Origin of the sequence: Histidinibacterium lentulum (assembly GCF_003789055.1) — a bacterium.
GTDB lineage: Bacteria > Pseudomonadota > Alphaproteobacteria > Rhodobacterales > Rhodobacteraceae > Oceanicola > Oceanicola lentulus.
Genome location: NZ_ML119082.1, coordinates 220,021 through 243,430, shown reverse-complemented (window position 1 = coordinate 243,430; position 23,410 = coordinate 220,021). Strand labels below are relative to the sequence as shown.

17 protein-coding genes are annotated in these 23,410 nt (G+C 70.7%); 13 read left to right on the top strand and 4 right to left on the bottom strand.

The features are described 5' to 3' along the window. Positions 1 to 64 precede the first annotated feature (64 nt). On the bottom strand, positions 65 to 3,235 hold the full coding sequence (locus EAT49_RS04160) for a valine--tRNA ligase (RefSeq protein ID WP_123641031.1): 3,171 nt from the start codon (positions 3,233 to 3,235) through the stop codon (positions 65 to 67). A gap of 103 nt (positions 3,236 to 3,338) precedes the next feature. Between EAT49_RS04160 and EAT49_RS04155 the strand changes: the two genes are divergently transcribed. Further along, positions 3,339 to 4,403 carry an AbrB family transcriptional regulator gene (locus tag EAT49_RS04155; protein WP_123641030.1) on the top strand — a complete coding sequence of 355 codons (1,065 nt, stop codon included), beginning with the start codon at positions 3,339 to 3,341 and terminating at the stop codon, positions 4,401 to 4,403. On the opposite strand, the gene EAT49_RS04150 is transcribed toward EAT49_RS04155, so the two are convergent. Together EAT49_RS04150 and EAT49_RS04145 are read right to left on the bottom strand one after the other, a co-directional pair. After that, on the bottom strand, positions 4,394 to 6,202 hold the full coding sequence (locus EAT49_RS04150; protein ID WP_123641029.1) for a beta-N-acetylhexosaminidase: 1,809 nt from the start codon (positions 6,200 to 6,202) through the stop codon (positions 4,394 to 4,396). The two genes, EAT49_RS04155 and EAT49_RS04150, sit on opposite strands and share 10 nt — an antisense overlap. A gap of 163 nt (positions 6,203 to 6,365) precedes the next feature. Continuing rightward, complete coding sequence (locus EAT49_RS04145; RefSeq protein WP_123641028.1) at positions 6,366 to 7,130, bottom strand: GntR family transcriptional regulator; 765 nt, start codon at positions 7,128 to 7,130, stop codon at positions 6,366 to 6,368. Positions 7,131 to 7,347: 217 nt separating this feature from the next. Here EAT49_RS04145 and EAT49_RS04140 point away from each other — a divergent pair, with 217 nt between their 5' ends. The 12 genes from EAT49_RS04140 (at position 7,348) to cydC (ending at position 21,718) form a co-directional block, all read left to right on the top strand. Continuing rightward, positions 7,348 to 8,295 (top strand): carbohydrate ABC transporter permease, encoded by a 948-nt coding sequence (locus tag EAT49_RS04140; RefSeq protein ID WP_123641027.1) that lies wholly within the window; start codon positions 7,348 to 7,350, stop codon positions 8,293 to 8,295. Next, the gene (locus EAT49_RS04135) at positions 8,292 to 9,134 is read left to right on the top strand and encodes a carbohydrate ABC transporter permease (RefSeq protein WP_123641026.1); all 843 of its coding nucleotides are present in this window, start codon (positions 8,292 to 8,294) and stop codon (positions 9,132 to 9,134) included. The genes EAT49_RS04140 and EAT49_RS04135 overlap by 4 nt, the downstream gene beginning before the upstream one ends. A gap of 27 nt (positions 9,135 to 9,161) precedes the next feature. Beyond that, positions 9,162 to 10,379 (top strand): ABC transporter substrate-binding protein, encoded by a 1,218-nt coding sequence (locus EAT49_RS04130; protein WP_123641025.1) that lies wholly within the window; start codon positions 9,162 to 9,164, stop codon positions 10,377 to 10,379. A gap of 54 nt (positions 10,380 to 10,433) precedes the next feature. After that, on the top strand, positions 10,434 to 11,534 hold the full coding sequence (locus tag EAT49_RS04125) for an ABC transporter ATP-binding protein (protein WP_123641024.1): 1,101 nt from the start codon (positions 10,434 to 10,436) through the stop codon (positions 11,532 to 11,534). A 250-nt stretch (positions 11,535 to 11,784) separates the two neighbouring features. Then, positions 11,785 to 12,924 carry a Gfo/Idh/MocA family protein gene (locus tag EAT49_RS04120; protein ID WP_123641023.1) on the top strand — a complete coding sequence of 380 codons (1,140 nt, stop codon included), beginning with the start codon at positions 11,785 to 11,787 and terminating at the stop codon, positions 12,922 to 12,924. Further along, positions 12,924 to 13,940: an SIS domain-containing protein gene (locus tag EAT49_RS04115; RefSeq protein WP_246003757.1), complete on the top strand. Its 1,017-nt coding sequence runs from the start codon at positions 12,924 to 12,926 to the stop codon at positions 13,938 to 13,940. The genes EAT49_RS04120 and EAT49_RS04115 overlap by 1 nt, the downstream gene beginning before the upstream one ends. Further along, the gene (locus EAT49_RS04110) at positions 13,937 to 15,028 is read left to right on the top strand and encodes an AgaS family sugar isomerase (RefSeq protein ID WP_123641022.1); all 1,092 of its coding nucleotides are present in this window, start codon (positions 13,937 to 13,939) and stop codon (positions 15,026 to 15,028) included. The genes EAT49_RS04115 and EAT49_RS04110 overlap by 4 nt, the downstream gene beginning before the upstream one ends. Then, the gene (locus EAT49_RS04105) at positions 15,025 to 15,930 is read left to right on the top strand and encodes an ROK family protein (RefSeq protein WP_123641021.1); all 906 of its coding nucleotides are present in this window, start codon (positions 15,025 to 15,027) and stop codon (positions 15,928 to 15,930) included. Before EAT49_RS04110 ends, EAT49_RS04105 begins: the two co-directional genes overlap by 4 nt. After that, positions 15,923 to 17,188 (top strand): class II D-tagatose-bisphosphate aldolase non-catalytic subunit, encoded by a 1,266-nt coding sequence (locus EAT49_RS04100; RefSeq protein ID WP_123641020.1) that lies wholly within the window; start codon positions 15,923 to 15,925, stop codon positions 17,186 to 17,188. The genes EAT49_RS04105 and EAT49_RS04100 overlap by 8 nt, the downstream gene beginning before the upstream one ends. Next, positions 17,185 to 18,306 carry an N-acetylglucosamine-6-phosphate deacetylase gene (locus EAT49_RS04095; RefSeq protein WP_123641019.1) on the top strand — a complete coding sequence of 374 codons (1,122 nt, stop codon included), beginning with the start codon at positions 17,185 to 17,187 and terminating at the stop codon, positions 18,304 to 18,306. The genes EAT49_RS04100 and EAT49_RS04095 overlap by 4 nt, the downstream gene beginning before the upstream one ends. Before the next feature lie 59 nt (positions 18,307 to 18,365). After that, positions 18,366 to 20,057, top strand: coding sequence for an ABC transporter ATP-binding protein/permease (locus EAT49_RS04090; RefSeq protein WP_123641018.1), 1,692 nt, complete (start codon positions 18,366 to 18,368; stop codon positions 20,055 to 20,057). After that, positions 20,054 to 21,718 carry a thiol reductant ABC exporter subunit CydC gene (cydC, locus tag EAT49_RS04085; protein ID WP_123641017.1) on the top strand — a complete coding sequence of 555 codons (1,665 nt, stop codon included), beginning with the start codon at positions 20,054 to 20,056 and terminating at the stop codon, positions 21,716 to 21,718. Before EAT49_RS04090 ends, cydC begins: the two co-directional genes overlap by 4 nt. Positions 21,719 to 21,939: 221 nt before the next feature. On the opposite strand, the gene EAT49_RS04080 is transcribed toward cydC, so the two are convergent. Then, positions 21,940 to 23,256: a PQQ-dependent sugar dehydrogenase gene (locus EAT49_RS04080; protein ID WP_123641016.1), complete on the bottom strand. Its 1,317-nt coding sequence runs from the start codon at positions 23,254 to 23,256 to the stop codon at positions 21,940 to 21,942. Between the last annotated feature and the right edge of the window lie 154 nt (positions 23,257 to 23,410).

Genomic DNA, 23,410 nt, shown 5'->3' with positions numbered 1-23,410 from the left:
TCACCTTCTCCTGCCGCGCGCCCGGGGCGGGCCGCGGCAGGGAGTATTTGTGGCCAGATGAGGATCAGGCCAGTTCCTTCAGGCGCATGAGCGCCGCCTCGATCTTGGCCGCTTCCTCCTCGCGCAGGGCGAGGTTCGTCCGGGCCTCCTCGACCACCTCCTCGGGGGCGCTTTCCGCGAATCTCGGGTTGTCGAGCCGGCCTTTCAGGCCCCCGATCTCCTTTTGCAGCTTGGCATGGCTTTTCTCCAGCCGGGTCTTTTCGGCCGCCACGTCGATGATGTCGGCGAGCGGCAGGGCGAAGCTGGCGCCGGGGGCGGCGATGGAGATGGCCCCCTTGGGCGTCTCGGCGCCTTCGGTGAGGCTGTCGATCCGCGCGAGGCGCTTGATGAGCGTCTCGTTGGCGGACCACGCGGCGCGGGCGGCGGCGTCGGCGGAGGTCTGCACCAGCGGCACGTAGAGGCCGACGGGCACGTTGACCTGCGCGCGCGCCGAGCGGATGTCCTCGATCAGCCCGATGACCCAGCCCATCTCGGCATCGGCCTTCGCGTCGGCGAGGCCTGCTGCATCGTATTCGGGCCAGGGGGCGAGGGCGAGAAAGCCGTCCCGTTGCCCCAGTTTCTGCCAGAGTTCCTCGGTCACGAAGGGCATGATCGGGTGCAGCAGGATCAGGCACTGGTCGAGCACCCAGGCCATGGTGGCGCGGGTCTCGGCCTTCTCGGCCTCGGTGCCGTCCATCAGGAGCGGTTTGGAGAATTCCAAGTACCAGTCGCAGACCTTGTTCCAGACAAAGCCGTAGAGCACCTGCGCGGCCTCGTTGAACCGGTAGCCCGAGAGCGCCGCATCGACCGCCTCGCGGGTGCGGGCGGTTTCGCCCAGTATCCATCTGTTGACCGGGGCGGCGGGATTTGCCGGGATTCCGGCGCCTTGCTTGTGGTTTTCGAACACGCCGTTCATTTCGGCGAAGCGGCAGGCGTTCCAGAGCTTGGTGCCGAAGTTGCGCGTGCCCTTGATCCGGTCCTCGGAAAGTTTCAGCACGCCGCCCAGGGCCGCCATGGAGGCGTTGGCGAAGCGCAGGGCGTCGGCGCCGTAGGTGTCGACGATCTCCAGCGGGTCGATGACGTTGCCCTTCGTCTTCGACATCTTCTGGCCCTTCTCGTCGCGGACGAGCTGGTGAAGATAGACGGTGTGGAAGGGCACCTGACCGACCACGGCAAGCTGCATCATCATCATCCGGGCGACCCAGAAGAACAGGATGTCGAAGCCGGTGACCAGCACGCTCGTGGGGAAGTAGCGGGCCAGTTCCTCGGTCTCCTCGGGCCAGCCGAGGGTGCCCACGGGCCAGAGGCCGGAGGAGAACCAGGTGTCGAGCACGTCCGCGTCGCGCCAGACCGGGTAGACCAGCTCTGTCGGGTCCTCCGAGAGGTTGTAGGCGGCGAGGCTGGCGGCCAGCGCCTCCATCGCCTCCTGCTTGTCCGCGACCTCGACCACGCGGGCGTGGTTGAGCGGCGTGGGAAGGTCGGCGATCTCGTCGAAGAAGCCCTCGCGCACCCCCTCGAAATCGGCGGCGCAGCGATGGACGTCGCCCAGGTGCAGCATCCCGCCCTCGCCCAGCAGGCGCATCAGTTCCACATCGTCGAGCCGCCCATCGCCCTCGTCGTCGCGGAAGCCGGGCGCGCCGAGGTCGAGACCGTACCACACGGGGATCTGGTGCCCCCACCAGAGCTGGCGCGAGATGCACCAGGGCTCGATGTTCTCGAGCCAGTGGTAATAGGTCTTCTCGCCGCTTTCGGGCAGGATTCTCGTGCGCCCGTCGCGGACGGCGTCGAGTGCCGCGCCCACGATCTTCTCGGCATCGACGAACCACTGGTCGGTGAGCATCGGCTCGATCACCACCTGGGAGCGGTCGCCGAAGGGCTGCATGATGGGCTTGGCCTCGACGAGCGGCACGAGGGCGCGCTCCTCGGCGCCTTCCTCGGGCTCGGCGGGTTTCCGCGCCGCCGTGCCGAGGCGGGGGTCGTCGGGCTGCGTCATCACCGCGAGGCCCTCGGCGGTGATCTCCTCGACCACCTTCGCCCGGGCCTCGAACCGGTCGAGGCCGCGCAGGTGCTCGGGAACGAGGTTGAAGGTATCGACCTCCTCGATGGTGAAGGCAGAGCCAGCCGCGATGGACTGGGCGCGGTGGGCGGCGTCCTCGTAGGACAGACCGTCGTCCCGCATCCGGCCCGCGGTGTCCATCAGGCGGTACATCGGGATGCCCGCGCGCTGCGCGACCGCGTAGTCGTTGAAGTCGTGCGCGCCGGTGATCTTCACCGCGCCGGAGCCGAAGGCCGGGTCGGGGTAGGGGTCGGTGATGATCGGGATCAGGCGGCGGTGCGCCCTGGGGCCCACGGGGATCTCGCAGAGCTTCCCGACGATCGGGGCATAGCGATCATCGGACGGATGAACCGCGACGGCGCCGTCGCCCAGCATCGTCTCGGGCCGGGTCGTGGCGATGGCGATGTAGTCGCGCTCCTCTTCGAGGATGATCGTGCCGTCCGCGTCCTTCTCGACGTAGGTGTAGGTCTCGCCGCCGGCGAGGGGATACTTGAAGTGCCACATGTGGCCGGGCGTCTCGCGGTTCTCGACCTCGAGGTCGGAGATCGCGGTCTCGAAATGGGGGTCCCAGTTCACCAGCCGCTTGCCGCGGTAGATCAGGCCCTTTTCGTACATCTCGACGAAGGTGCGGATGACAGCGTCGTGGAAATCGGGCGAGTTCTCGTGGCCGGTGCGCGGGTCTCCCGGCGCGCCGGCCATGGTGAAGGCGTTGCGCGACCAGTCGCAGGAGGAGCCCAGCCGTTTCAGCTGGTTGATGATGGTCGAGCCGGAGGCGCCCTTCCAGTCCCAGACGCGGGCGATGAACTCCTCCCGGGTGAGGTCGGTGCGGCGCTTGCCCTCCTCGGCCTTCAGCTTCTTCTCGACCTGAAGCTGGGTGGCGATGCCCGCGTGGTCCTGCCCCGGCTGCCAGAGCGTGTCGAACCCGCGCATCCGGTGCCAGCGGACGAGGATGTCCTGGAGCGTGTTGTTGAAGGCGTGGCCCACATGAAGCGCGCCCGTCACGTTGGGCGGCGGGATCATGATGCAGAAGCTCTCGTCGCGGCGTTTTCCTGCGCCGGCGCGGAAGCAGCCGGCCTCTTCCCAGGCGGCGTAGAGGCGCGGTTCGGCTTCGCTCGCGTCGAAGGTCTTTTCCATGGGCATCGTCGGGGCCTCCTTCGGGATCGGGGCCGGGATAGCGGGAAGGCAGGCCAAGGGGAAGGGCCGGTGCTTGCGCCCGGCAGGGCGGGGTCGTAACGGGGGCGACATGCCCGCCTCCTCCGCCCCGTTTCCCGCCGTCGAGGCCGCCCGCATCGCGGCGACGCTGGCACTGGGGGCCGCGGGGGGCACGCTCTGCTGGGCGCTGGACCTGCCGCTGCCGTGGATGCTGGGCTCGATGCTCGCCACGCTGGCGGCGGTGCTGGCGGGAGCGGGGCTGAAGCCGCCCGCCGGCGCGCGGACGCTGGTGACGGCGGTGATCGGCGTGATGCTGGGCGCGGCCTTCAGTCCGGACCTTCTGGGCGACATCGCGGGCTGGGCGCTCTCGCTGGCGATCCTGCTGGGCTATGTGGCGGTGGCCGCGGCGGTTCTGGTGCCGTTCTACATCCGTGTGGGACGCATGGACACCGTCACCGCGTTCTTCTCGGCCATGCCGGGCGGCATGGTGGAGATGATGATGCTGGGCGAGGACATGGGCGGCGACGGGCGGCGTATCGTGCTCACCCATGCCGCGCGCATCGTGATCACGGTGGCGGTGATCGCGCTGGTGTTCCGCTGGGGCCTCGGGCTCGACGTGTCGGGCGGTGCCTTTGCCGAGGGCATGGCGCTGGGCCCCGGGGACGTCGTCCTGCTCTGCATGAGCGGGGTGGCGGGGGTCTGGCTGGGCCCGCGGCTGAAGCTGCCCGCGCCGACGCTGCTGGGGCCGATGCTGCTGAGCGCCGCCGTTCACCTCGTCGGCTGGACGGACGGCGCGCCCCCGGGCTGGCTGGTGGCAGCGGCGCAAGTGTTTCTCGGCACGATCATGGGCTGCCGTTTCCTGGGCGCCGGGCGGGACCTGGTGCTCCGGGCGCTGGCGCTGAGCGTCGGGGCGACGAGCGTGGCGCTGGCGCTGTGCATCGCGGTGGCCTTTGCCTTTGCCGAATTGATCGGCCAGCCGGTCGCGCAGGTGGTGCTCGCCTTCGCGCCGGGCGGGCTGACCGAGATGGGGCTCGTGGCGCTCGCGATGGGGGCCGACGTGGCCTATGTCACGGCCCACCACATCGTGCGGATCGCGGTGCTGGTGGCGGTGGCGCCGCTGCTGCTGAAGCCGCTCGCCGCGCGGCTTCAGCGGTAGCCGCTCTCCCAGCCCATGGCGTCGAGGATCGGCAGGTAGGCCCGCGCGAGCGCGTGCAGCTCCGGCCCTGTCAGACGGTCGGTGCGGTCCCAGGCCTTGGTCGCGACGCCGAGGATCCGGGGCGCGACCATGGCCTCCATCTCCTTGTCGCGGGTGGTGAATTCGCTCCAGAACGTGCCCTCGACGCCGACCACGCGGGGGGCGATGTCCGGGGCGTCGGCGGGGACGGGCGACCACGTCAGCGTCTCCTCGAGCGGCAAGACGGCGGCCCAGGAGGCGCCCCAGTCGTCCGGGTCGGCGCTGTGGGCCATGTCGAGATAGACGTGCTGGGCGGGGCACATCACGACGTCGTAGCCCGCCCGCGCGGCCTCGATGCCGGGTCCCTGACCGGACCAGGAGAAGAGGAGGGCGTCATGCCCGATGCCGCCGTTGCGGCCCCGCGCGGCCTCTTCCCAGGCGGCGGGGCGGACGGGGGCGATGGCTCCGGCGAGCCGGTGCATGGTCCAGCCCTGCAGGTCGTCGCGGGTGACGAGGTTCTCCCGCGCCTTCAGCGCGTCGGCGGCGGGGGAGCCCTCCCAGGCGCCCTCGGGCAGTTCGTCGCAGCCGAGATGCAGCAGTCCCAGCGGGAAAAGCTGCGCCACCTCCTGCGCCATCGCCTCGAGAACGCGCCAGGTTTCGGGCATGGCAGGGTTGAGGACATTCTCGGGATAGCCCTGCACGCTGGCCTCGGTGCCTTTATCCCCCGGATCGCGCGTCTCCGGGAAGACCTTGGCGAGGGTGAAGGCATGGGCGGGGGCCTCGATCTCGGGCAGGATGCCGATCTCGAGCGCCTCCCCGTGGGCGATGAGGGTTCGCGCGTCGTCGAGCGAATAGCTGCCGCCCGCCCGGATACCGCCGCCGAAGACGCCGGGCACCAGCTCGCCCGCGCCGCGGAAGGCGGTCCTTTGCCAGAGCTCCGGCAGGCTCTCGATCTCCAGCCGGAAGGCCTCGTCATCGGCGAAATGCCAGTGAAAGCGGTTGAGCTTCAGCAGGGCCATCAGGTCCATCAGGCGGGCGATGGTGTCGGGCTCGAAGAAATGCCGCGCGCAGTCGAGATGCTGGCCGCGCCAGGCGAAGCGGGGGGCGTCCTCGATCCGGCCACAGGGCAGTCGGCCCGCGTGCGTATGGCGGAGGGTCAGGAGGGTGACCGCACCGTAGAAGCGCCCGGTGCGGGAGCTCGCGGTCAGGACGACGCCGTCCGGGGCGATGTCGAGGAGATAGGCCTCGGGGCCGACCTGACCGTCGACGGCGACGCGCAGGGGCAGGCCCGCCGGGTCGAGGAAGGGGCCGAGGCCGGTGCGCCGCGCCAGCGCCTCCACGGGGGCAAAGGCTTTGGGGTCGGCGTGAAAGGCGGTGGCGACGGCGGTCTCGCCCGTGGGGGCGAAGCCGGCCACCGGCGGGACGATCCGCAGCTCCGCCGCCGGGCCGTCCATGAGCGGGGCGGGGCGGCGGCCGGAGGGCAGGGCCGGGAGCGGGATCGTCTCGCCGCCCGCGCGCAGGTGGGCGCCGAGGGGCAGCCAGGCGCGGTTGGCGGGTTGGAAGCCCGCGACATGTCTCAGGCGCAGGGCATGGGGCATGCCGGGGGCGAGGTCGGGCAGGGCAACCTCGCAATATCCGGCGCAGGCGTGGGCGAGCGTGCCGCCGGTGACGACCTCCGCCGGGGCCATGAGGGAAAAGCAGAGAACCGGGGCGGAGAGCGGCCGGTCGGCAGTCAGGGTGACGGCGATGTCGGGGCCGTCGATGTGGGCGTCGAGCTTCATGGGCGAGCCTTCCTGATGGGTGGTTCAGCGGGGGCCGTGCGTGGCGTCCTGTCGTCTGTGGCAGGCGGGGCGAACCCCCCTACGGCGATCGCCCGGGTTCGGTATCCGGGTAGGGCGGGGTTCCAACCCGCCATGCCGGGACCGGCGACAGGCGTTCCATCCCTCAGCTGTCCAGCCGCAGCTCGGTGACGAAATCGTAGATGTCAGAGCGGTAGACGCCGCGCGTGAATTCCACCGGGCGGCCCGAGGCGAGATAGGCGGTGCGGTCGATCTGCAGCGCCGCGGTGCCCTCGGCCAGCGCCATGATCTCGGCCTCGCGGGGGGTGATGTTAACCGCCGAGACGCGCTGGATCGCCCGGGTGGGCGCAAGGCCGCGGGCGCGCAGCACCGCATAGAGCGACACCTCCACCGCGTCCGGATCGGGCAGCACGTCGGGCGGCAGGCAGGACCGTTCGAGCGCCATGGGCACCCCGTCCGCCGAGCGCAGGCGCTCGACCCGGGCCACCATCTCGCCGGTGCCGAGGCCCAGCGCCATGGTCTCTGCCGGAAGTGGCGCAAAGAGGCCTCGGGCTAGGATGCGACTCGTGGAGGACATGCCGCGGGCCTGCATCAGCTCGGTGAAGGACATCAGCCGCGAGAGCGATTGTTCGAGCCTCGGCGCGCCGGGGCGCACATAGCTGCCCGATCCTCGGCGCTGGTCGATCAGCCCGTCCATGGCGAGCTGCGAGACGGCACGGCGCACCGTCACCCGGCTGACATCGGCGAATTCGGCGAGGTCGCGTTCCGGGGGGAGCTGGCTGCCCACGGGCAGCCGGCCGTCGCGGATCGCCTCGGTGAGGTAGGCGTGAAGCTGGCGATAGCGGGGGCCCTGACCCTCGCGGTACCAGTTCGCGGGATCGAACAGGGCTGCCGCGTCCGATCCGTCCATCGCTCTCCTCCGCGTTCAATGGCCCAGGCCCACTGGTCTTGAGGTATCATACCAATCCCGACGTTCCGTGCAAGCTCTACCTTTGTTGGCGCGACCAATACACTGTTTTCGAATGATAAATGCGGATACCATTAAAGTGGTATTATTTTGGTAGCTTTTTTGCGCGACGTTGGTATCGTCTTCGGAAGCAGGGATTCGCATCGCCCGGGAGACCGCCATGGCCGACATCGCAGACCGCGCCAGCGACGCCGCGCCCCGGGCCGTGCCCCGGCGGGCGGTGCGGCTGCCGGAAAGCTGGTTCGCCTGGGCGCTGATCGCGCCGGCGATGATCTTCATCGGAGTGATCGTCGCCTGGCCACTGGTGGAGACGTTCCGCCTGTCGCTCACCGACGCCAACCTGGGCGGCGAAAGCTATGTCGGGCTCGAGAACTACCGCGACCTCTGGGAGAGCAGCCGCTTTGCCGAGACTGTGGGGCGGACCTTCTTCTGGATGGTGCTTTCGGTGTCGCTGAAGCTGATCCTCGGCCTTGCGGGCGCCACGTTGCTCAATGCTGCCGTGCCGGGGCGGGCGCTGTTCCGCATCCTCGTGATGCCGCCCTGGGTGATCCCGATCGCCATCGGGATGATCGGCTGGCTCTGGCTCTACAACGGGCATTTCGGCCTGCTGTCGGGCGTGGCGCAGCAAATCGGGCTGCTGGACGGGCCGTTCGAATTCCTCGCCTACCGGAACTCGGCCTTCTATTCCGCCATCGTCGCCGACGTCTGGGTGGGAACGCCCATGGTGACGCTGTTCTTCCTCGCCGCCATGCAGGGCGTGCCGAAGGACCTCTACGAGGCGGCCTGGGTCGACGGGGCGGGACGCTGGTACCGGTTCCGCCGCATCACCATCCCGCAGATCATGCCGGTGATCGTCTCCATGGCGCTGCTATCCGCGATCTGGACCTTCAACAGCTTCGAGATCATCTGGATCCTCACCGAGGGCGGCCCGCGCGGCGCCACCACGACGCTGATCATCGACACCTACAAGGTCGCCATCGCCAACTTCAAGTTCGGCGAGGGCGCGGCGCGGGCGGTGGTGATCGTGATCCTCCTGGCGCTCTTCAGCCTGATCTACCTCTTCTTCCTCAACAAGGTGAACCGCCATTACGGGAGCGGCAAGGAATGATGGATCGCTATACCCCGTGGCAGCTCGTCGGCATCTACGCCGCGATGGCCGTCTTCCTGACCTTCATCCTTCTGCCCTTCGTCGAGATGTTCATGGTCAGCCTCAGGCCGCTCGATCATCTGCGCTCCACGCCCTACCGGTTCTGGAGCGAGGAGTTCAATTTCGGCGCCTACAGCCGGATGTGGGAGACGGTGCCGCTCCTGGGGCGCTACATCCTCAACTCGGTCTACATCGCCGGAATGGTCACGGCTCTGACGATGATCTTCGTGATCCCGGCGGCCTATGCCTATGCGCGGCTCCAGTTTCCGTTCAAGTCGCTGAGCCTCGGCCTGTTTCTGGGCGTGAACATGTTCACCGGGGCGGTCCTGCTCATCCCCCTTTACAGGGTGCTTCGCACGCTCGGGCTTCTGAACACCTACTGGGCGATGATCGTGCCGGGCGTGGCCTTCCTGATCCCGACGGGCATCTGGCTGCTGCGCTCCTACCTCGAGAAGATCCCGCGCGAGCTCGAGGAGGCCGCGTATGTGGACGGCGCCAGCCGCCTTTATACGCTGCGGCGGGTCGTGCTGCCGCTCGCGGTGCCAGGGCTGATCGTGGTGGGCGTCGCCGTGTTCATCGGCGCCTATGCCCAGCAGTTCCTTTTCGCCATCACCTTCAACCAGGTGCGGGAATACCAGCCGCTGCCGGCGGGGCTCTTCGAGTTCATCGGCTATCAGGACGTGACCTGGAACGAGATGATGGCCGCATCCCTCACGGGCGTGCTGCCGGTGATGATCATCTTCCTCTTTCTGCAGAAATACCTCGTCGCGGGTCTGACCGCGGGCGCGGTCAAGGAATAACCAGTCCACCAACAGGGAGCTAAAGCGATGAACGGACTTAAGACGCTGGGGATCGGGGCGATCCTTCTGGGGGGCACGGCGCTGCCGGCCCTGGCCCAGGAGACCGAGATCCATTTCATCATGTGCGGCGGCGAGGTGCGCGAGGCCGACCAGGCGGTGATCGACGCCTTCGTGGCCGAGCGCGAGGGCGTCACCGTCAACATGGAAGCCGTGCCGTGGGGCACCTGCCAGGACAAGTCGCTGACGCTCGCGGCCGCGGGCGATCCGCCGTCCATCGCCTACATGGGCAGCCGCACCCTGCGCCAGCTTGCCAACAACGGGCTGATCGTGCCCGCCGAGATCCCCGAGGAGCTGGAAGGCGCCTACTGGCCCGGCGTTCTCGACACCGTGACCATCGAGGGCACGCGCTGGGGCTATCCGCACGCCTTCTCGACGAAGGCGCTCTACATCAATTGCGACCTCGTGGAGGAAGCGGGCGGCGAGTGCACCGCGCCCGGCACCTGGGACGAGATGTACGAGATGGCGAAGATGATCGACGACAACACCGACGCGGCAGGCATCGGGTTGGCCGGCAAAGACTTCGACAACACGATGCACCAGTTCCTGAACTACCTCTACTCGAACGGCGGCGTCGTCATCGACACCGAGACCGGCGAGAACATGCTCGACAGCGAGGCCACGCGGCAGACGCTGGAGTTCTACGGCCGTCTGGCCGAGGTGGCGCAGGAGGGCCCGACCGCCTGGGAGCGCGACCAGCTGCGCGACCTCTTCAATGACGGTCAGATCGGCATGTATGTCCAGGGCCCCTGGGGCCGCGGGCAGCACAACGAGGACATCACCCAGCTTGTCGCCCCCGTGCCCGCGGGTCCGAACGGCGACAGCGGCACGATCCTGATCACCGACAGCCTCGTCGTCTTCTCCGGCTCCGGCCACGAGGAGCTTGCACACGAGCTGGCCCGGGCGCTGGCCTCTGGCGAGGCGCAGTACGACCTCGACCTGACCTGGGGGCTGACGCCGATCTTCGACTATGCCGCGCTGGGCTTCGACGCGCCCTTCTACGAGGGCGACGAGTTCTGGCAGGTCTTCGTCGCAGGCATCGAGGCCGGCGGCCCGGAGCCGCTGGTGGAGGACTTCAAGTCGCTGCAGTCGGTCTTCACCAACATGGTGCAGGGCATCCTTCTGCAGGAAGACACGGTCGACAATCTGGTGACGATCGCCGGCGAGGAACTCGACGCGGCGCTCTGAGCGAAGCTTGGGGGCGGGCCGCTCTGGCCCGTCCCCACCCAGAAGGAGGCGGGGATGGCCACTCTCGATCTCGAGCATATCGACAAGAGCTTCGGTTCCGCGCGGGTGCTCCACGACATTCACCTGAGCGTGCGCGACCGCGAGTTCGTGGTCTTCGTCGGGCCTTCGGGCTGCGGCAAGTCCACGCTCCTGCGGATCATCGCGGGGCTGGAGGAGGCCACCAAGGGCCGCATCGTCATCGACGGCGCGGATGTCAGCGACGCCCATCCGCTCGATCGGGGCATCTCCATGGTGTTCCAGTCCTACGCGCTCTACCCGCATCTGAGCGTGTTCGAGAACATCGCCTTTCCGCTGCGGGTGGCGAAGCTGCCCGACCCCGAGCTGCGCGCCAAGGTGGAGAAGGCGGCGGGCATCCTGCAGCTGACGGACAAGCTGAAGCTGAAGCCGGGGCAGCTCTCCGGCGGGCAGAGGCAGCGCGTGGCCATCGGCCGGTCCATCGTGCGCGAGCCGCGGATATTCCTCTTCGACGAACCCCTCTCGAACCTCGACGCCGCCCTGCGGGGGGACATGCGGGTGGAGCTGAGCCAGCTGCACAAGCAGCTCGACGCCACCATGGTCTATGTCACCCACGACCAGGTGGAGGCGATGACCATGGCCGACCGGATCGTGGTGCTGAACGGCGGAAGGGTCGAACAGTTCGGCGCGCCGATGGAGCTTTACCACCATCCGGCGACGAAATTCGTGGCGGGCTTCATCGGCCAGCCGAACATGAACTTCCTGCCCGGCGTCGTGAAGGGTGCCGACGGTACCGGGGTGGGGGTGGAGATCGACGGCGGGCCGGTGCTGGCCCTGCCGGTAGAGGGTGCGGGGCTCTCGGCGGGCGACCGGGTGGAGGTGGGCATCAGGCCCGAGGACCTGGCGCTGGGGCCGGGGGGGCTGAGGCTCGACATCACCGTGCTGGAGCGGCTGGGCGGGCATTGCATGACCTACGGCCGGCTCGGCCCGGTGCCGAAGGTCTGCGCGGCGCTCGACGGGGATGCGGCGGTGCGGACGGGGATGCAGGTGGAACTGATCGCCGATCCCAAGGACTGCCATCTCTTCGACGCGCGGGGCCGCGTGGCGCGGCGGCGCGAGGCGCCGGCGCTGGTGGCGTGATGGGGGCGCACAGCACCGGCCATATGTCCCGCCCGGCGGCACGCCGGGCAGCCCCCGACCGTCCCCGTCCCGCCGGAGGCGGGCCTGCGGCCCGACGGCGGGGGCTTCACCCCCAGCCGCGGCCGGGGGTTGCCCGTCGTTACGTCGCGCTTCCGCCCACGACAGGCCATTGCCGCGCTGGTAAGGCCCAGGAGCCCCGCCAGGGCTTCGCGCTCATCGCCCGAACCTCCAGGACCCAAGAAAGACACCCATGAAGATCGCCCTTTCCGGCGCGGGCCTGCGCTCCGCCATGGTGCTGAACACGCTTCTCGAGATCATGCCGGAGGCGGAGCTGGTCGGGTATTTCGACCCGCAGCCCACCTTCCTCGACAAGCTGCCCGAGATGCCGCGCTATCCCTCGGTGAGGGAGATGCTGGCGGAGACGCAGCCCGACCTTTTCTTCGTCGGCTCGCCCAACGAGTTCCACCTCGCGCAGATCCGCGAGGGGCTGGAAGCGGGCGTGCCGCGCATCTTCACCGAGAAGCCCGTTGTCGTGTCCATCGCCGAGACCATGGAGCTGGCGGCGCTGCTGGCGAAACACGGGCCTGAACGCGTCATGGTGGGTCTCGTGCTGCGCTATTCGCAGCACATGGTCGACCTGCGCACGGCGCTGGCCGAAGGTGTGCTGGGCGATGTCGTCTCGCTCGAGGCGAACGAGCATATCGGGCCCTACCATGGCGCCTTCTTCATGCGCGACTGGCGGCGCAAGACCGGGCATTCGGGCGGCTTCATGCTGGAGAAATGCTGCCACGATCTGGACCTCTACAACATGATCACCGGATCGCGGCCTTCCAGGGTCGCCAGCTTCGGCGGGCGGAAATCCTTCGTGCCGGCGAACGCGCCCGCCTCGAACGAGGAGGCGGAGATCTTCCACGTCAAGAAGAGCGTCTGGGAGTCGACCGACGATCCGTTCCGATCGGACGGGGACATCATCGACTGGCAGACCGCTCTGCTGAGCTACGAGACCGGCGCGAGCCTCGCCTTTCACACCAATCTCAACGTGCCGGATGAACACCGGCGGTTCTGCGTCATGGGCACCCACGGCATGGCCGAGGGCGATTTCGTGCGCGGATTCCTGAAGATCACCCGCCGGAACGGAACACGCCACGCCGACCACGACTATACGAAAGGCCCCCGCGCGGGGCAGGGGCATCACTACGGGGCGGATCACCTGATGTGCGAGGATCTTGCGGCCTTCCTGCGCGAGGAGACGGACGCCTTGCCCGTCTCGATCACCGATGCGCTGGTGGCGGGCGTGGCGGCGCTGGCGCTCGACACGGCGCGGGAGACAGGGCAGGTGGTGGACCTCGCGCCGATCTGGGCCGATTTCGACGGACAGGGAGCACGCTGATGGGCGATGCGGGCAAACAGCCGGGCGCGCTGATGGCCGCCGAGGCCGCCGAGGCCGCGGGCGTCTTCGCCCGCGCGGCGGGGGCGGACCATCGCGCGGCGCTGGCGGGCCTCGGGCTCGACGGGGCGCGGGCCTTCTACACGGTGGCGCGCGGTTCGTCCGATGCGGCGGCGAACGTCCTGTCCTACGAGGTGATGCGCGAAACGGGGCGGGCGATGACCTCGCTTCCGCCCTCGGTCTTTTCCATCGGCGAGGGCGTGGATCTGGAGGGCTGCGGCGTGCTGATGATCTCCCAGTCGGGCGCCTCCGAGGATCTCGTCCGCTCCGCCCGAGGGGCGAAGGCGCGGGGGGCCACGGTGGTGGCGCTGACCAATCGCGCAGGCTCCCCGGTGGAGGCGGAGGCCCATGCCACCCTCCCCATCGGCGCGGGGGAGGAGCGCGCGGTCCCGGCCACCAAGACGGTGATCGGCTCCATCGGCGCGGGCATGGCGCTCCTCGCCGCGCTGTCGCCCTCCTACGCCGACCGCGCCCGCGCCTCGGCGGAGGCAGTGACGGGGGGCCTTCCGCCCCATCCGCAGGCGGCGGCGATCCGCGCGGCGCTGCTGCGCAGCCCCCATGTCTATGTGATCGGGCGGGACACGGGCTATGGCGCGGCCCACGAGATCGCGCTGAAGCTCAAGGAATGCTGCGCCGTCCATGCCGAGGCCTATTCCGCCTCGGAGGTCCTGCACGGCCCCCTGCAACTGGTGACGAAGCCCCTGACGGTGCTGCTGCTCGACACCGGGCTCGAGAGCGTGCAATCGAGCCTCGACACCGCCGAGGCGCGGCTGCGCGAAGGCCGGGCCGAGGTGATCCGCATCCGGCCCTCGGATGTCGGCCTGAGCGGGCTGGCCCCCGCGGCCGCCGCCGCGGTGCTGCTGGCGCTGCTTTATCCCGTCGCGCTGGAGACCGCCCTCGCGCTGGGCCTCGACCCGGACACGCCCGAAACCCTGGCGAAAGTGACACAGACCACATGAGTGCCGATGGCGAGACCCTGGCCCGCTGGGCGACCTGGCGCGAAATCCACGCCCAGCCCGGCATCTGGCGCGACTGGGCTGACGAATTCGACCCGAGGGAGGTGCGCGACTGGATCGCCACGCTGGAGGTGGAGGAGGTCTGGCTCTGCGGCGCCGGCACCTCGGCCTTTCTCGGCGACATTATCTGCGCCGGGCTCGAGGGGCAGGGCGGCCTGCGGCTGCGGTCGGTGCCCACCACGGACCTCGTGAGCCGGCCTCATGCCTTCCTGCGCGAGGGGATCACGCCGCTCGTGGTGAATTTCGGCCGCTCCGGCGGCAGCCCCGAGACTCTGGGCGCGCTCGACGCGCTCGACGTGCTGGCACCCGATGCGCCCCGGCTCAACATCACCTGCAACCCGAAGGGCGCGCTGGCGAAACGCGAGGCGCCGGGGCCCTGTGGTGTCGTCGTCCTGCCCGAGGCCACGCACGATGCGGGCTTCGCCATGACCTCGAGCTTTTCCACGATGCTCCTGACGGCGCTCGCCCTCTTCGACGCGCGTCCACCCGAGAACCCCCTGCCAAAGCTGGCCGAGGCGCTGGAGCGGATGCTGCCGGCCTATGCCGCGCTGGCCCGTGACACAGCGCCGCCCGAGCGGATCGTCTTCCTCGGCACCGGCGCCATGGCCTATGCCGCACGCGAGGCCGCGCTGAAGGTGATGGAACTGACCGCCGGGCAGACGGCGGCGCTGTGGGATTCCACCCTCGGGTTCCGCCACGGGCCCAAGAGCTTCGTCACCCCGGGCACGCGGATCGTGCTCTTCACCAGCCGCGAGACCCCCGCGCAGGAGTACGAGGCGGACCTGATCGACGAGCTGGCCCGGCAGTATCCCGGCGCGGGTCTCGCCACCGTGGGACCGGAGGCGGAGCATGATCCGGGCCTCGATCTGGCGGATGTCTGGTGCGTGCCGCTGTCGGTGGCGCTGGCGCAGGTGCTGGGCGCGGCCTGGTCCGCGCGCATGGGGCTCGACGTGGACGATCCCTTCGCGGGGGAGGGCACGCTGAGCCGCGTCGTGTCGGGCGTCACGCTCTATCCGGTGGCCCCGCGATGATCGCCGCGGGGCTCGATCTCGGGGGCACGAAGATCGAGACGCAGGTGTTCGACGCGGGATGGCGTCGGGTCGAAGGCCGCCGTGACGACACGCCCAAGGACTATGACGCTCTGGTGGCGCTGGTGGCCGAGCATGTGCGCTGGGCCTCCGGCAGGACAGGCGCGGGACCGGTGGGCGTGGGCGGCGCGGGGCTGATCAACCTGGGCACCGGAGAGGCGCTGGCGGCGAACCTGCCCGTTACCGGGCGGCCCTTTCCCGCCGATATCGCGGCGGCTGCGGGGCGGCCCGTCACCTATGTCAACGATTGCCGCGCGCTGGCCCTGTCGGAGGCCGTCTTCGGCGCGGCGCGCGGCGCCTCGCCGGCCGTGGGGCTGATCCTCGGGACGGGCGTGGGCGGCGGCGTGGCGGTGGAGGGCCGACTGGTGGAAGGCCCCTCGGGCGTGGGCGGCGAGTTCGGCCACATGGCGGCGCCCGCGCATCTGGTGGCGGAGCATGGCCTGCCGGTCGTGCGCTGCGGCTGCGGGCGCCTGGGCTGCGTGGAGACCTATGTGGCGGGCCCCGGCATGACGCGGATCGCAGAGGCGCTGACGGGGCGCGCCATGACCCCGCCCGAGATCGCGGCGGCGAAGGCGACCGACCCGGAGGCGGCGCGAGTCTGGGGTCTCTGGTGCCGGTTCGCGGCGGAGCTTTTGATGACGCTCGTCTGCGTCGTGGACCCTGCCGTGGTGGTGATCGGCGGCGGGCTGTCGAAGATCGAGGGCCTGGCCGAGGATCTGACAGCCGCGCTGCACGGGGCGCAGCTCTCGGGTTTTCCCGTGCCCCGCATAGCCATCGCCGAGGGCGGCGATGCCACCGGCGCGCGGGGCGCGGCCTATGCCGCCTGGCAGGTGGCCCATGGCTGAGCTCGCCCGCCGCATCGCCGCGCGCAACCATGCCGGGGAGGCCGTGGCGCTCTGCTCCGTCTGCACCGCCCATGAGGAGGTTCTCGCGATCTGCCTCGAGACCGCCGCGGGGCGGGGTGAGCCGCTGGCGGTGGAGGCGACCTCGAACCAGGTGAACCACGAGGGCGGATATACCGGGCTGTCTCCGGCCGACTTCGCCGAGAGGGCGCGGAGGATGGCCGGGGAGGCAGGCTGCGAGATCGTCCTGGGAGGCGATCACCTCGGCCCCCAGGCCTGGCGCAAGGGGCCGGCGGAGGCCGCCATGGCGGAGGCCGAGACGATGATCGCGGCCTATGTTCGGGCGGGCTTCACCAAGATCCACCTCGACTGTTCCGAGGGCTGCGAGGGCGAGCCCGCGCAATTGCCCGACGCGGTGACCGCGGACCGCTCTGCCCGGCTGGCGAAGGTCGCGCGGGACGCGGCGCCCGATCCCGGCGCGCTGATCTTCGTCGTGGGCACCGAGGTGCCGCCGCCCGGCGGCGCGCGGCTCGACGAGGCGGGGGACATTCCCGCCACCACGCCCGAGGCGGCGCGGGCCACGCTCGACGCCCACCGCGCGGCCTTCGAGGCGGCGGGTGCGGGCGATCTCGTGCCGCTGATCGCGGGGCTGGTGGTGCAGCCCGGCGTGGAATTCTCGCCCATGGCCGTGCATCATTTGCCGATGGACCGCGACCCGGGCCTGCGGGCGGCGCTGGAGGGCTGGGCGGGCGTGACGCTCGAGGCCCATTCGACCGATTACCAGCACCCGGAGGCCTACCGGCGGCTGGCCGAACTGGGCTTCGGCTTTCAGAAGGTCGGGCCCGCGCTGACCTTTGCCTGGCGGCAGGCGGTTTATGGCCTCGACGTCCTGCGCGGTCTCGCGGGGCTGGCGCCCGAAGAGGATACCGTGCCCGGCGTGATGGAATGGCTGATGATGAACGATCCCGGCCACTGGGCCGGGCATTACCACGGAAGCCCCCGCGCGCAGCGGCTGGCGCGGCATTTCGGGCTGGCCGACCGCATCCGCTACTACTGGCCGCAGCCCGCGGCGCGAAAGTCGGTGGACCGGCTGTTCCGCGATCTCGAGGGGGTGGAGCTGCCCGCGCCGATGCTGGCGCAGGTCTTCGACGCTCGGACCCTGTCGAGAGCGGAAAGCTTCGACGGCCCGCAGGCACGGCGGCTGGTGGCGGCCGAGGTGGCGCGCGCGCTCGATCCCTATTTCCAGGAGGCCGCGTCATGAGCTGGATCGCCCCCGACCGCCTCTTCGACGGGGTGCGCCTGCGCTCCGGTCTTGCGCTCAGGCTGCTGAACGGGCGGGTGTCGGACATCGCCCCGCGCGAGGAGGTGGGCGAGGCGCTGCGCCTGCGCGGCACGGTCACGCCGGGCTTCGTCGATCTGCAGGTGAACGGCGGCGGCGACGTGCTTCTGAACGCCGATCCAACGCCCGAGGGCATGGCGCGCATGGCGGCTGCCCATCGCGGGCTCGGGACCGTGGCGATCCTGCCCACGGTGATCACCGACGCGCCCGAGGTGCTGGACCGCGCTGCGGCGGCGGCGCTTGAGGCGCGGGGCCGGGAGGGGCTGATCGGCCTGCATATCGAGGGGCCGCATATCGCCCTGCCGCGCAAGGGCACCCATGCGCCGGCCCATATCCGCCCCATGGACGCGCGGACGATGGAGGTGGTGCGGCTGTTGCGGGGCGCGGGCCTGCCGGTCATGATCACCCTCGCCCCAGAGGCCGCGACGGCCGCCCAGATCGGCGAACTCGCCGGCACGGGCGCGGTCGTCTCGCTGGGCCACACCGACGCCACGGCAGAAGAGGCGCGGGCTGCGCTGGCCGCCGGAGCGCGCTGTTTCACTCATCTTTTCAACGCGATGTCGCAGATGCAGAACCGCGCGCCCGGTGTCGTGGGGGCGGCGATCAATTCCACCGCCGCGGCGGGCATCATCTGCGACGGCATCCATGTGGCCGACGAGATGGTGGCGCTCGCCCTGCGCGCCCGGCCCGAGCCCGACACGACCTTCCTCGTCTCCGACGCCATGCCCACGGTGGGCGGATCGGACCGCTTCGTCCTCTACGGCCGCGAGATCCGGCTCGAGGGCGGGCGGCTGGTGAATGCCGAGGGCTCGCTCGCAGGCGCGCATGTGACCCTCGCGCAGTCGGTGGCGCGACTGGTGCGGGTGCTGAAGGTGGCGCCCGAGATTGCCTTGCGCATGGCCGTCTCGGTGCCCGCGCGGCTGATGGACCGTCCGGACCTCGCCCGCATCGAGGGCCGGGCCGCGGGCGACCTGATGCGGCTCGACGCGGACTGGTCCTTTCTCGGCCCCGTCTCCGAGGTCGCCGCCCTGGCCCATTGACCGGGGCGCGACACTCGGATGCATGGCATCCGGGCGCGGCAGGCCCTTGATACGGCGCAATGACGCCCGATCCATCCCCCGACGCTCCCCGTCCGTCCCCTGCCGAGGCCCTTGCCGCCTTCGAGGCGCCCGCGCGCGCGGCCCTGGCCCGTGCCGGGGCGCTGGGGATCGTGGCGGCCCTGCTCTGGCCGGTACAGGCCTATGCCGTCGCGGCCTCGGTGCACCTCTGGGCGGTCGGGACGTGGAACCCCGTCCCTGGCCTGTGGCTCGTGGCGCTCTTCGTGACGGCAGGGGCCGCGCGGGCGCTGCTGGAGGCCCGGGCGGGCGGCATCGCCCACCGGGCGGCGGAGGCACTGATGGCCGCCGAGCGGGAGAGGCTCATCGCCGCCGAGGCCGCCCGCGTCGATCGGGGCACCAATTCCGCGGCCTTCGCCGCGCTGTTGACCCAGAAACTGCCGCTGATGGTCCCCTATCTGGTGCGCTACCGCCCGGCCTTCCTGCGGGCCACGGTGGTGCCGCTGACGCTGGTGGCGCTGACCCTGCCGGTGAGCTGGGCCGTGGCGCTGGTTCTCCTCGTGGCGATCCCGCTGATTCCGCTCTTCCAGGCCCTCGTCGGCATTGCCGCGCGGGATGCGAGCGCGAAGCAGATGGACGAGATCGCCGATCTGAACGGGCTCCTGTCGGAGCGCCTGTCGGCCCTGCCGGATCTGCACCTCCTAGACGCGGGCGGCCGCGCGCTCTCGGGGTTCGCCGTCCGCGCAGAGGCGCTGCGCAGGCGCACCATGGCGGTGCTGCGGGTGGCGTTCCTGTCGTCCACGGTGCTGGAGTTCTTCTCGGCGCTCGGGGTGGCGCTGGTGGCCGTCTATGTCGGCTTCAACATGCTCGACTGGATCGGCTTCGGTGACTGGGGCCAGGCGCTGACGCTGGCGCAGGGGATCTTCGTGCTGATGCTGGCACCCGAGGTGTTCCAGCCCCTGCGCGAGGTGTCGGCCGCCTGGCACGACAAGGCGACGGCGGAGGCCGTGGCGCGCGACCTCGCCGAGGTCCATGCCGATCCCGGCCCCCGGGCGCTGGGCGCGGGCGCGCGCGCGGCCCCGCTTCCGGGGCCCGCGACGCTGCGCGTCTCGGGGGCCTCTGTGCTGCGCGGGGCCGAGAAGGTGCCGCTGCCGGACATGGCCCTGTCTCCCGGCCAGGCGGTTGCCCTGACCGGGTCGTCCGGAACGGGCAAGAGCTCGGCCCTCCTCGCCATCGCGGGTCTGGTGCCCGTTGCGGCGGGCCGGATCGAGGTGGCGGGCCGCGTCCTCGACGACGCGACGGCCGACGCCTGGCGGGCGCGGCTGGCCTGGGTGCCGCAGCGCGTCCATGTTCCCGACGCCACGCTGGCCGAGGCTCTCGATCCGCGCGGCACCGGCGCCGATCCGGCAGAGGCGCTTGCCGCCGCGCGGGCCGGGGCGGTGGTGGCGGGCCTGCCCGAGGGGCTCGCGACCCGGCTCGGAGAGAATGGCGCGGGCGTATCGGGCGGGGAGGCGCGACGGCTGATGCTGGCGCGGGCGCTTCTGGCGCGGCCCGACGTGGTGCTGGCCGACGAGCCCACCGCCGATCTCGACGCCGCCACCGCCGCCGCCGTCCGCGCGGCGCTGCGCAGGCTGGCCGAGGGCGGCGCGCTGGTGATCGTGGCGACGCACGATCCCGTGCTGGTGCGCGAGATGGACAGGATCGTGCCGATGCCCGGCGCGGCTCGGGCGGCATGAGGCCGCTGGCCGACACCCTGCGGCTGGTCATGGCCGCCGCTCCCGGCGCGATGCTCCTCGGGACGCTCCTGTCGGTGCTGGTCCTCGTCATGGGGGCGGCGCTGCTGGGCCTTTCGGGCTGGTTCATCACCGCCACCGGCATGGCCGCCATGGCGGGCGCGGTCTTCGACGTGTTCACGCCGTCGTCCGGCATCCGATTTCTGGCGGTGGGACGGGCCGGTGCCCGCTATGGCGAACGGCTGGCCACCCATGACGCGACGCTGAGGGCGCTCGCCGCCCTCAGGGTGGACCTGATGCGCCGGCAGCTGGCGCGGGGGTTCGAGGCCATGGCCCGCGCCCGCGCGCCGCTGGCGCTGACCCGGATCACGGCGGATGTGGATGCGCTCGACGGGGTGGCGCTGCGGCTGGCGCTGCCGGTGGTGGCGGCGCTGGTGACCCATGCGTTCGCCTTCGTGGCGCTGGGTTGGCTCACGACATGGGCCACCGCGGGGGCTGTGGTGGTGTTTTACGTTGCGGGCGGCGGGTTCGTGCTGCTGTGGCTCGCACGGCGCGCGGCACGACCCTCGGTGGCCGGGGAGCGGGCGGCGCAGGCGCTGCGCCGAGGCGCGGTGGACATGCTGCGGGGGCAGGAGGACCTGCTGGTCTACGGACGGCTCGCGGAGGCACGGGCGGCTCTCGTTGCGCAGGGAGACGAGGCCGATGCGGCGGCGCGCGCCGTCGATGCCGCCGAGAGGCGGGCAGGCGCATGGCTCGCCTTTGCGGTGACGCTGGCGGCGGGGGCGGCGCTGGCGCTGGGGGGCTGGGCCGTCTCGGCGGGCGGGATCGGCGCGGCGGAGGCGGCGATCGGCGTCTTCGTGGCGCTGGCCCTGTCGGAGACGCTGCAGCCCCTGCGCCGGGGCATGGCGGAGCTTGGCCGGATGCGCGACGCCGCGGGACGGGTGCTGGCCCGGGAAGAGGACGGAGCGGAGACGCGGGCGGCTGTTCCGGACCGGCCCGGGGCGGCGCGGCTCTCCGTGGAGGGGCTGGGCTTTCGCAGGCCCGGGGCTCTGAGGGCCGTGGTGGAGGGGCTGAGCTTCGACGTTCGGGCCGGCGAGACCCTGGCGCTGACCGCGCCGTCGGGCGGGGGCAAGTCGACGGTGCTGGGCATGATCGCCGGGGTGCTGGACCCGACCTCGGGGACGGTCCGGCTCGACGGGCGGGATATCGTCGCGTTCGACGGGGACCTTCGGGCGCGGGTGACGCTGGTGCCCCAGCGGGCGGCGCTCGTGGGCGGCTCGATCCGCGAGAACCTGCACCTCGCCGATCCGGGGGCTGAGGAGGCGGACCTCTGGCGGGCGCTCGAAGCCGTGGCGCTGGCGGCGCGGGTCCGGGCGCTCGGCGGCCTCGACGGGACGCTGGGCGAGGGCGGTTCAGGGCTCTCTGGCGGAGAGGCGCGGCGGCTTGTGCTGGCGCGGGGGCTCCTGCGGCGGCCCCGGGTGCTGTTGCTGGACGAGCCGACCGAGGGGCTCGACGAGGCGACGGCGGAGCGGGTTCTGAAGGGTCTGCGCGCGGCGCTGCCGGAGGCGGCGATCGTGACAGCCTCGCACCGGGTTGCGGAGACGCGGAGCGCGGACCGGGTTCTGGCGCTCGGCGCGGCGGACGGAGGGGCAGGGCCGGGCTGAAGCCCGGCCTACGGCGCATGAGTGGGGCGTGCTGTCGGCCGGGCTCAACCCCGGCGCACGGCGCATGACGTCCCGACTGCCGCGCACGAGGGCCGGCGGGTGGCAGGCCGTTCCTGATTGCAGGGCCTGCAAGGCGTTTCCGTGAGAGATATACTTATATCAAAAAGATAAGGGGAGGTCCCGGGCCGGGACCCCCCCTTTGTATCCTGTCAGCTCAGGCCTCAGCCGGGGGTGAAGCGGTGCACCTCACCCTCGCTGATCGCCACGTAGAGGTTGCCGTCCGGCCCCTGCACCAGGGCGCGGAACCGGCCGGGCTCCATCGGCAGGGTCATCTCGGTGACGTCGTTGACCGAGATCTCGCCGGCGTCGCTGACCGTGAGGTCCATCACGTCGATCCGCTGACCCATGGGCGTGCCGCCGAAGCCGATGCCCATGTAGCTGACCACCATGTTGTTCTCCCAGTCACCCCATTGCTCGCCTTCGAGGAATGCCACGGAGGAGATCCCTTGCGACCAGCCGTTGTTGGTCCAGATCGGCGCCATCGCGTCGGGATAGGTCTCGAAGTCGGTCATCGGCATGAAGGCCGCCCGCTCGAACCGGTTCATGCCCTCCATCTGGTTCGGCATGTAGCCGCAATAACCGTCCGGGCAGTCGCCGCGGCCGGCCATGTTGTCGCGCGGATCCCAGCCGCCGTTGCCGCCGTTCTCGAGCACGGTGATCTCGTCGGAATGCCAGGGCCCGTGCTCGCCGATGATCGCGTCGCCCGTTTCGGGATGGAAGGCGATCGCCTGCGTGTTGCGGTGGCCGTAGGTGTAGGTCCGGGGATCGAAGCCCTCGGGCGGCGCATTGCCCTCTACCGCGTTGCCGTCGGTGTCGATGCGAAGCACCTTGCTGCCGAGTTCCGTGGGGCTCTGCGGCAGTTCGGGGTTGTGGTTGTCCCCGGTCACCACCCAGAGATTTCCTTCGGGGCCGAACCGGATGCGCCCGCCATTATGGGCGCCGGTCTCGCCGAAGGGATGGTCGGTGGCCTCGGTCTTGTAGGGAATGTCCTCGATGATGTCGGTGCGGTCCGCGACGTTCGAGAAGTCCTCGTCGAGCGTGAAGCGCATCACCCGGTTGGTGGGCGGATCGGACATTTCGGAGGCAGAGAAGACGTAGATCCGGCGGTTCTCCTCGAAGTCCGGATCGAAGGCGACGCCGTTCATGCCCGCCTGACCGTCGCAGAAGAGGTCGTCGGCCACGGTCGCGTAACCCGAGACGTCCTCATCGTTGGCGCCCATGCCGAGGAGCTCGGTCACGTCGCCATTCGGCATCATGACCGAGAGACCGTGGCAGATCTCGGTGAAGAGCATGGTGCCGTCGTCGAGAAAGGCCATGTCCCAGATGTTGTCCTGACCGCCGAGGACCAGCTCGGACTCGATGCTGGTCGTGTTCTGTCCGGTCGACTGCGCGAGGGCGGGCGTCGCCGCCAGTGCGGCGCTGCCCAGCAGCGCCGTGATCGCCAGACCTGCGCGGGGTGTCGTGATGGGGGTCTTCATGAGTGCTCCTCCTGTCGTCCTGTCGTTTTCGCTCCCGGGCCCGCGTCGAGGCCGGCCCGTCTCGTCCCTTGGCGGGATCAACGCGCGCGGGTCGGCTGCGTTCCGGGCGCCACGAGACGAGGGCGGGTGGGGGAGCAGGCGATGGAGGGGGCGG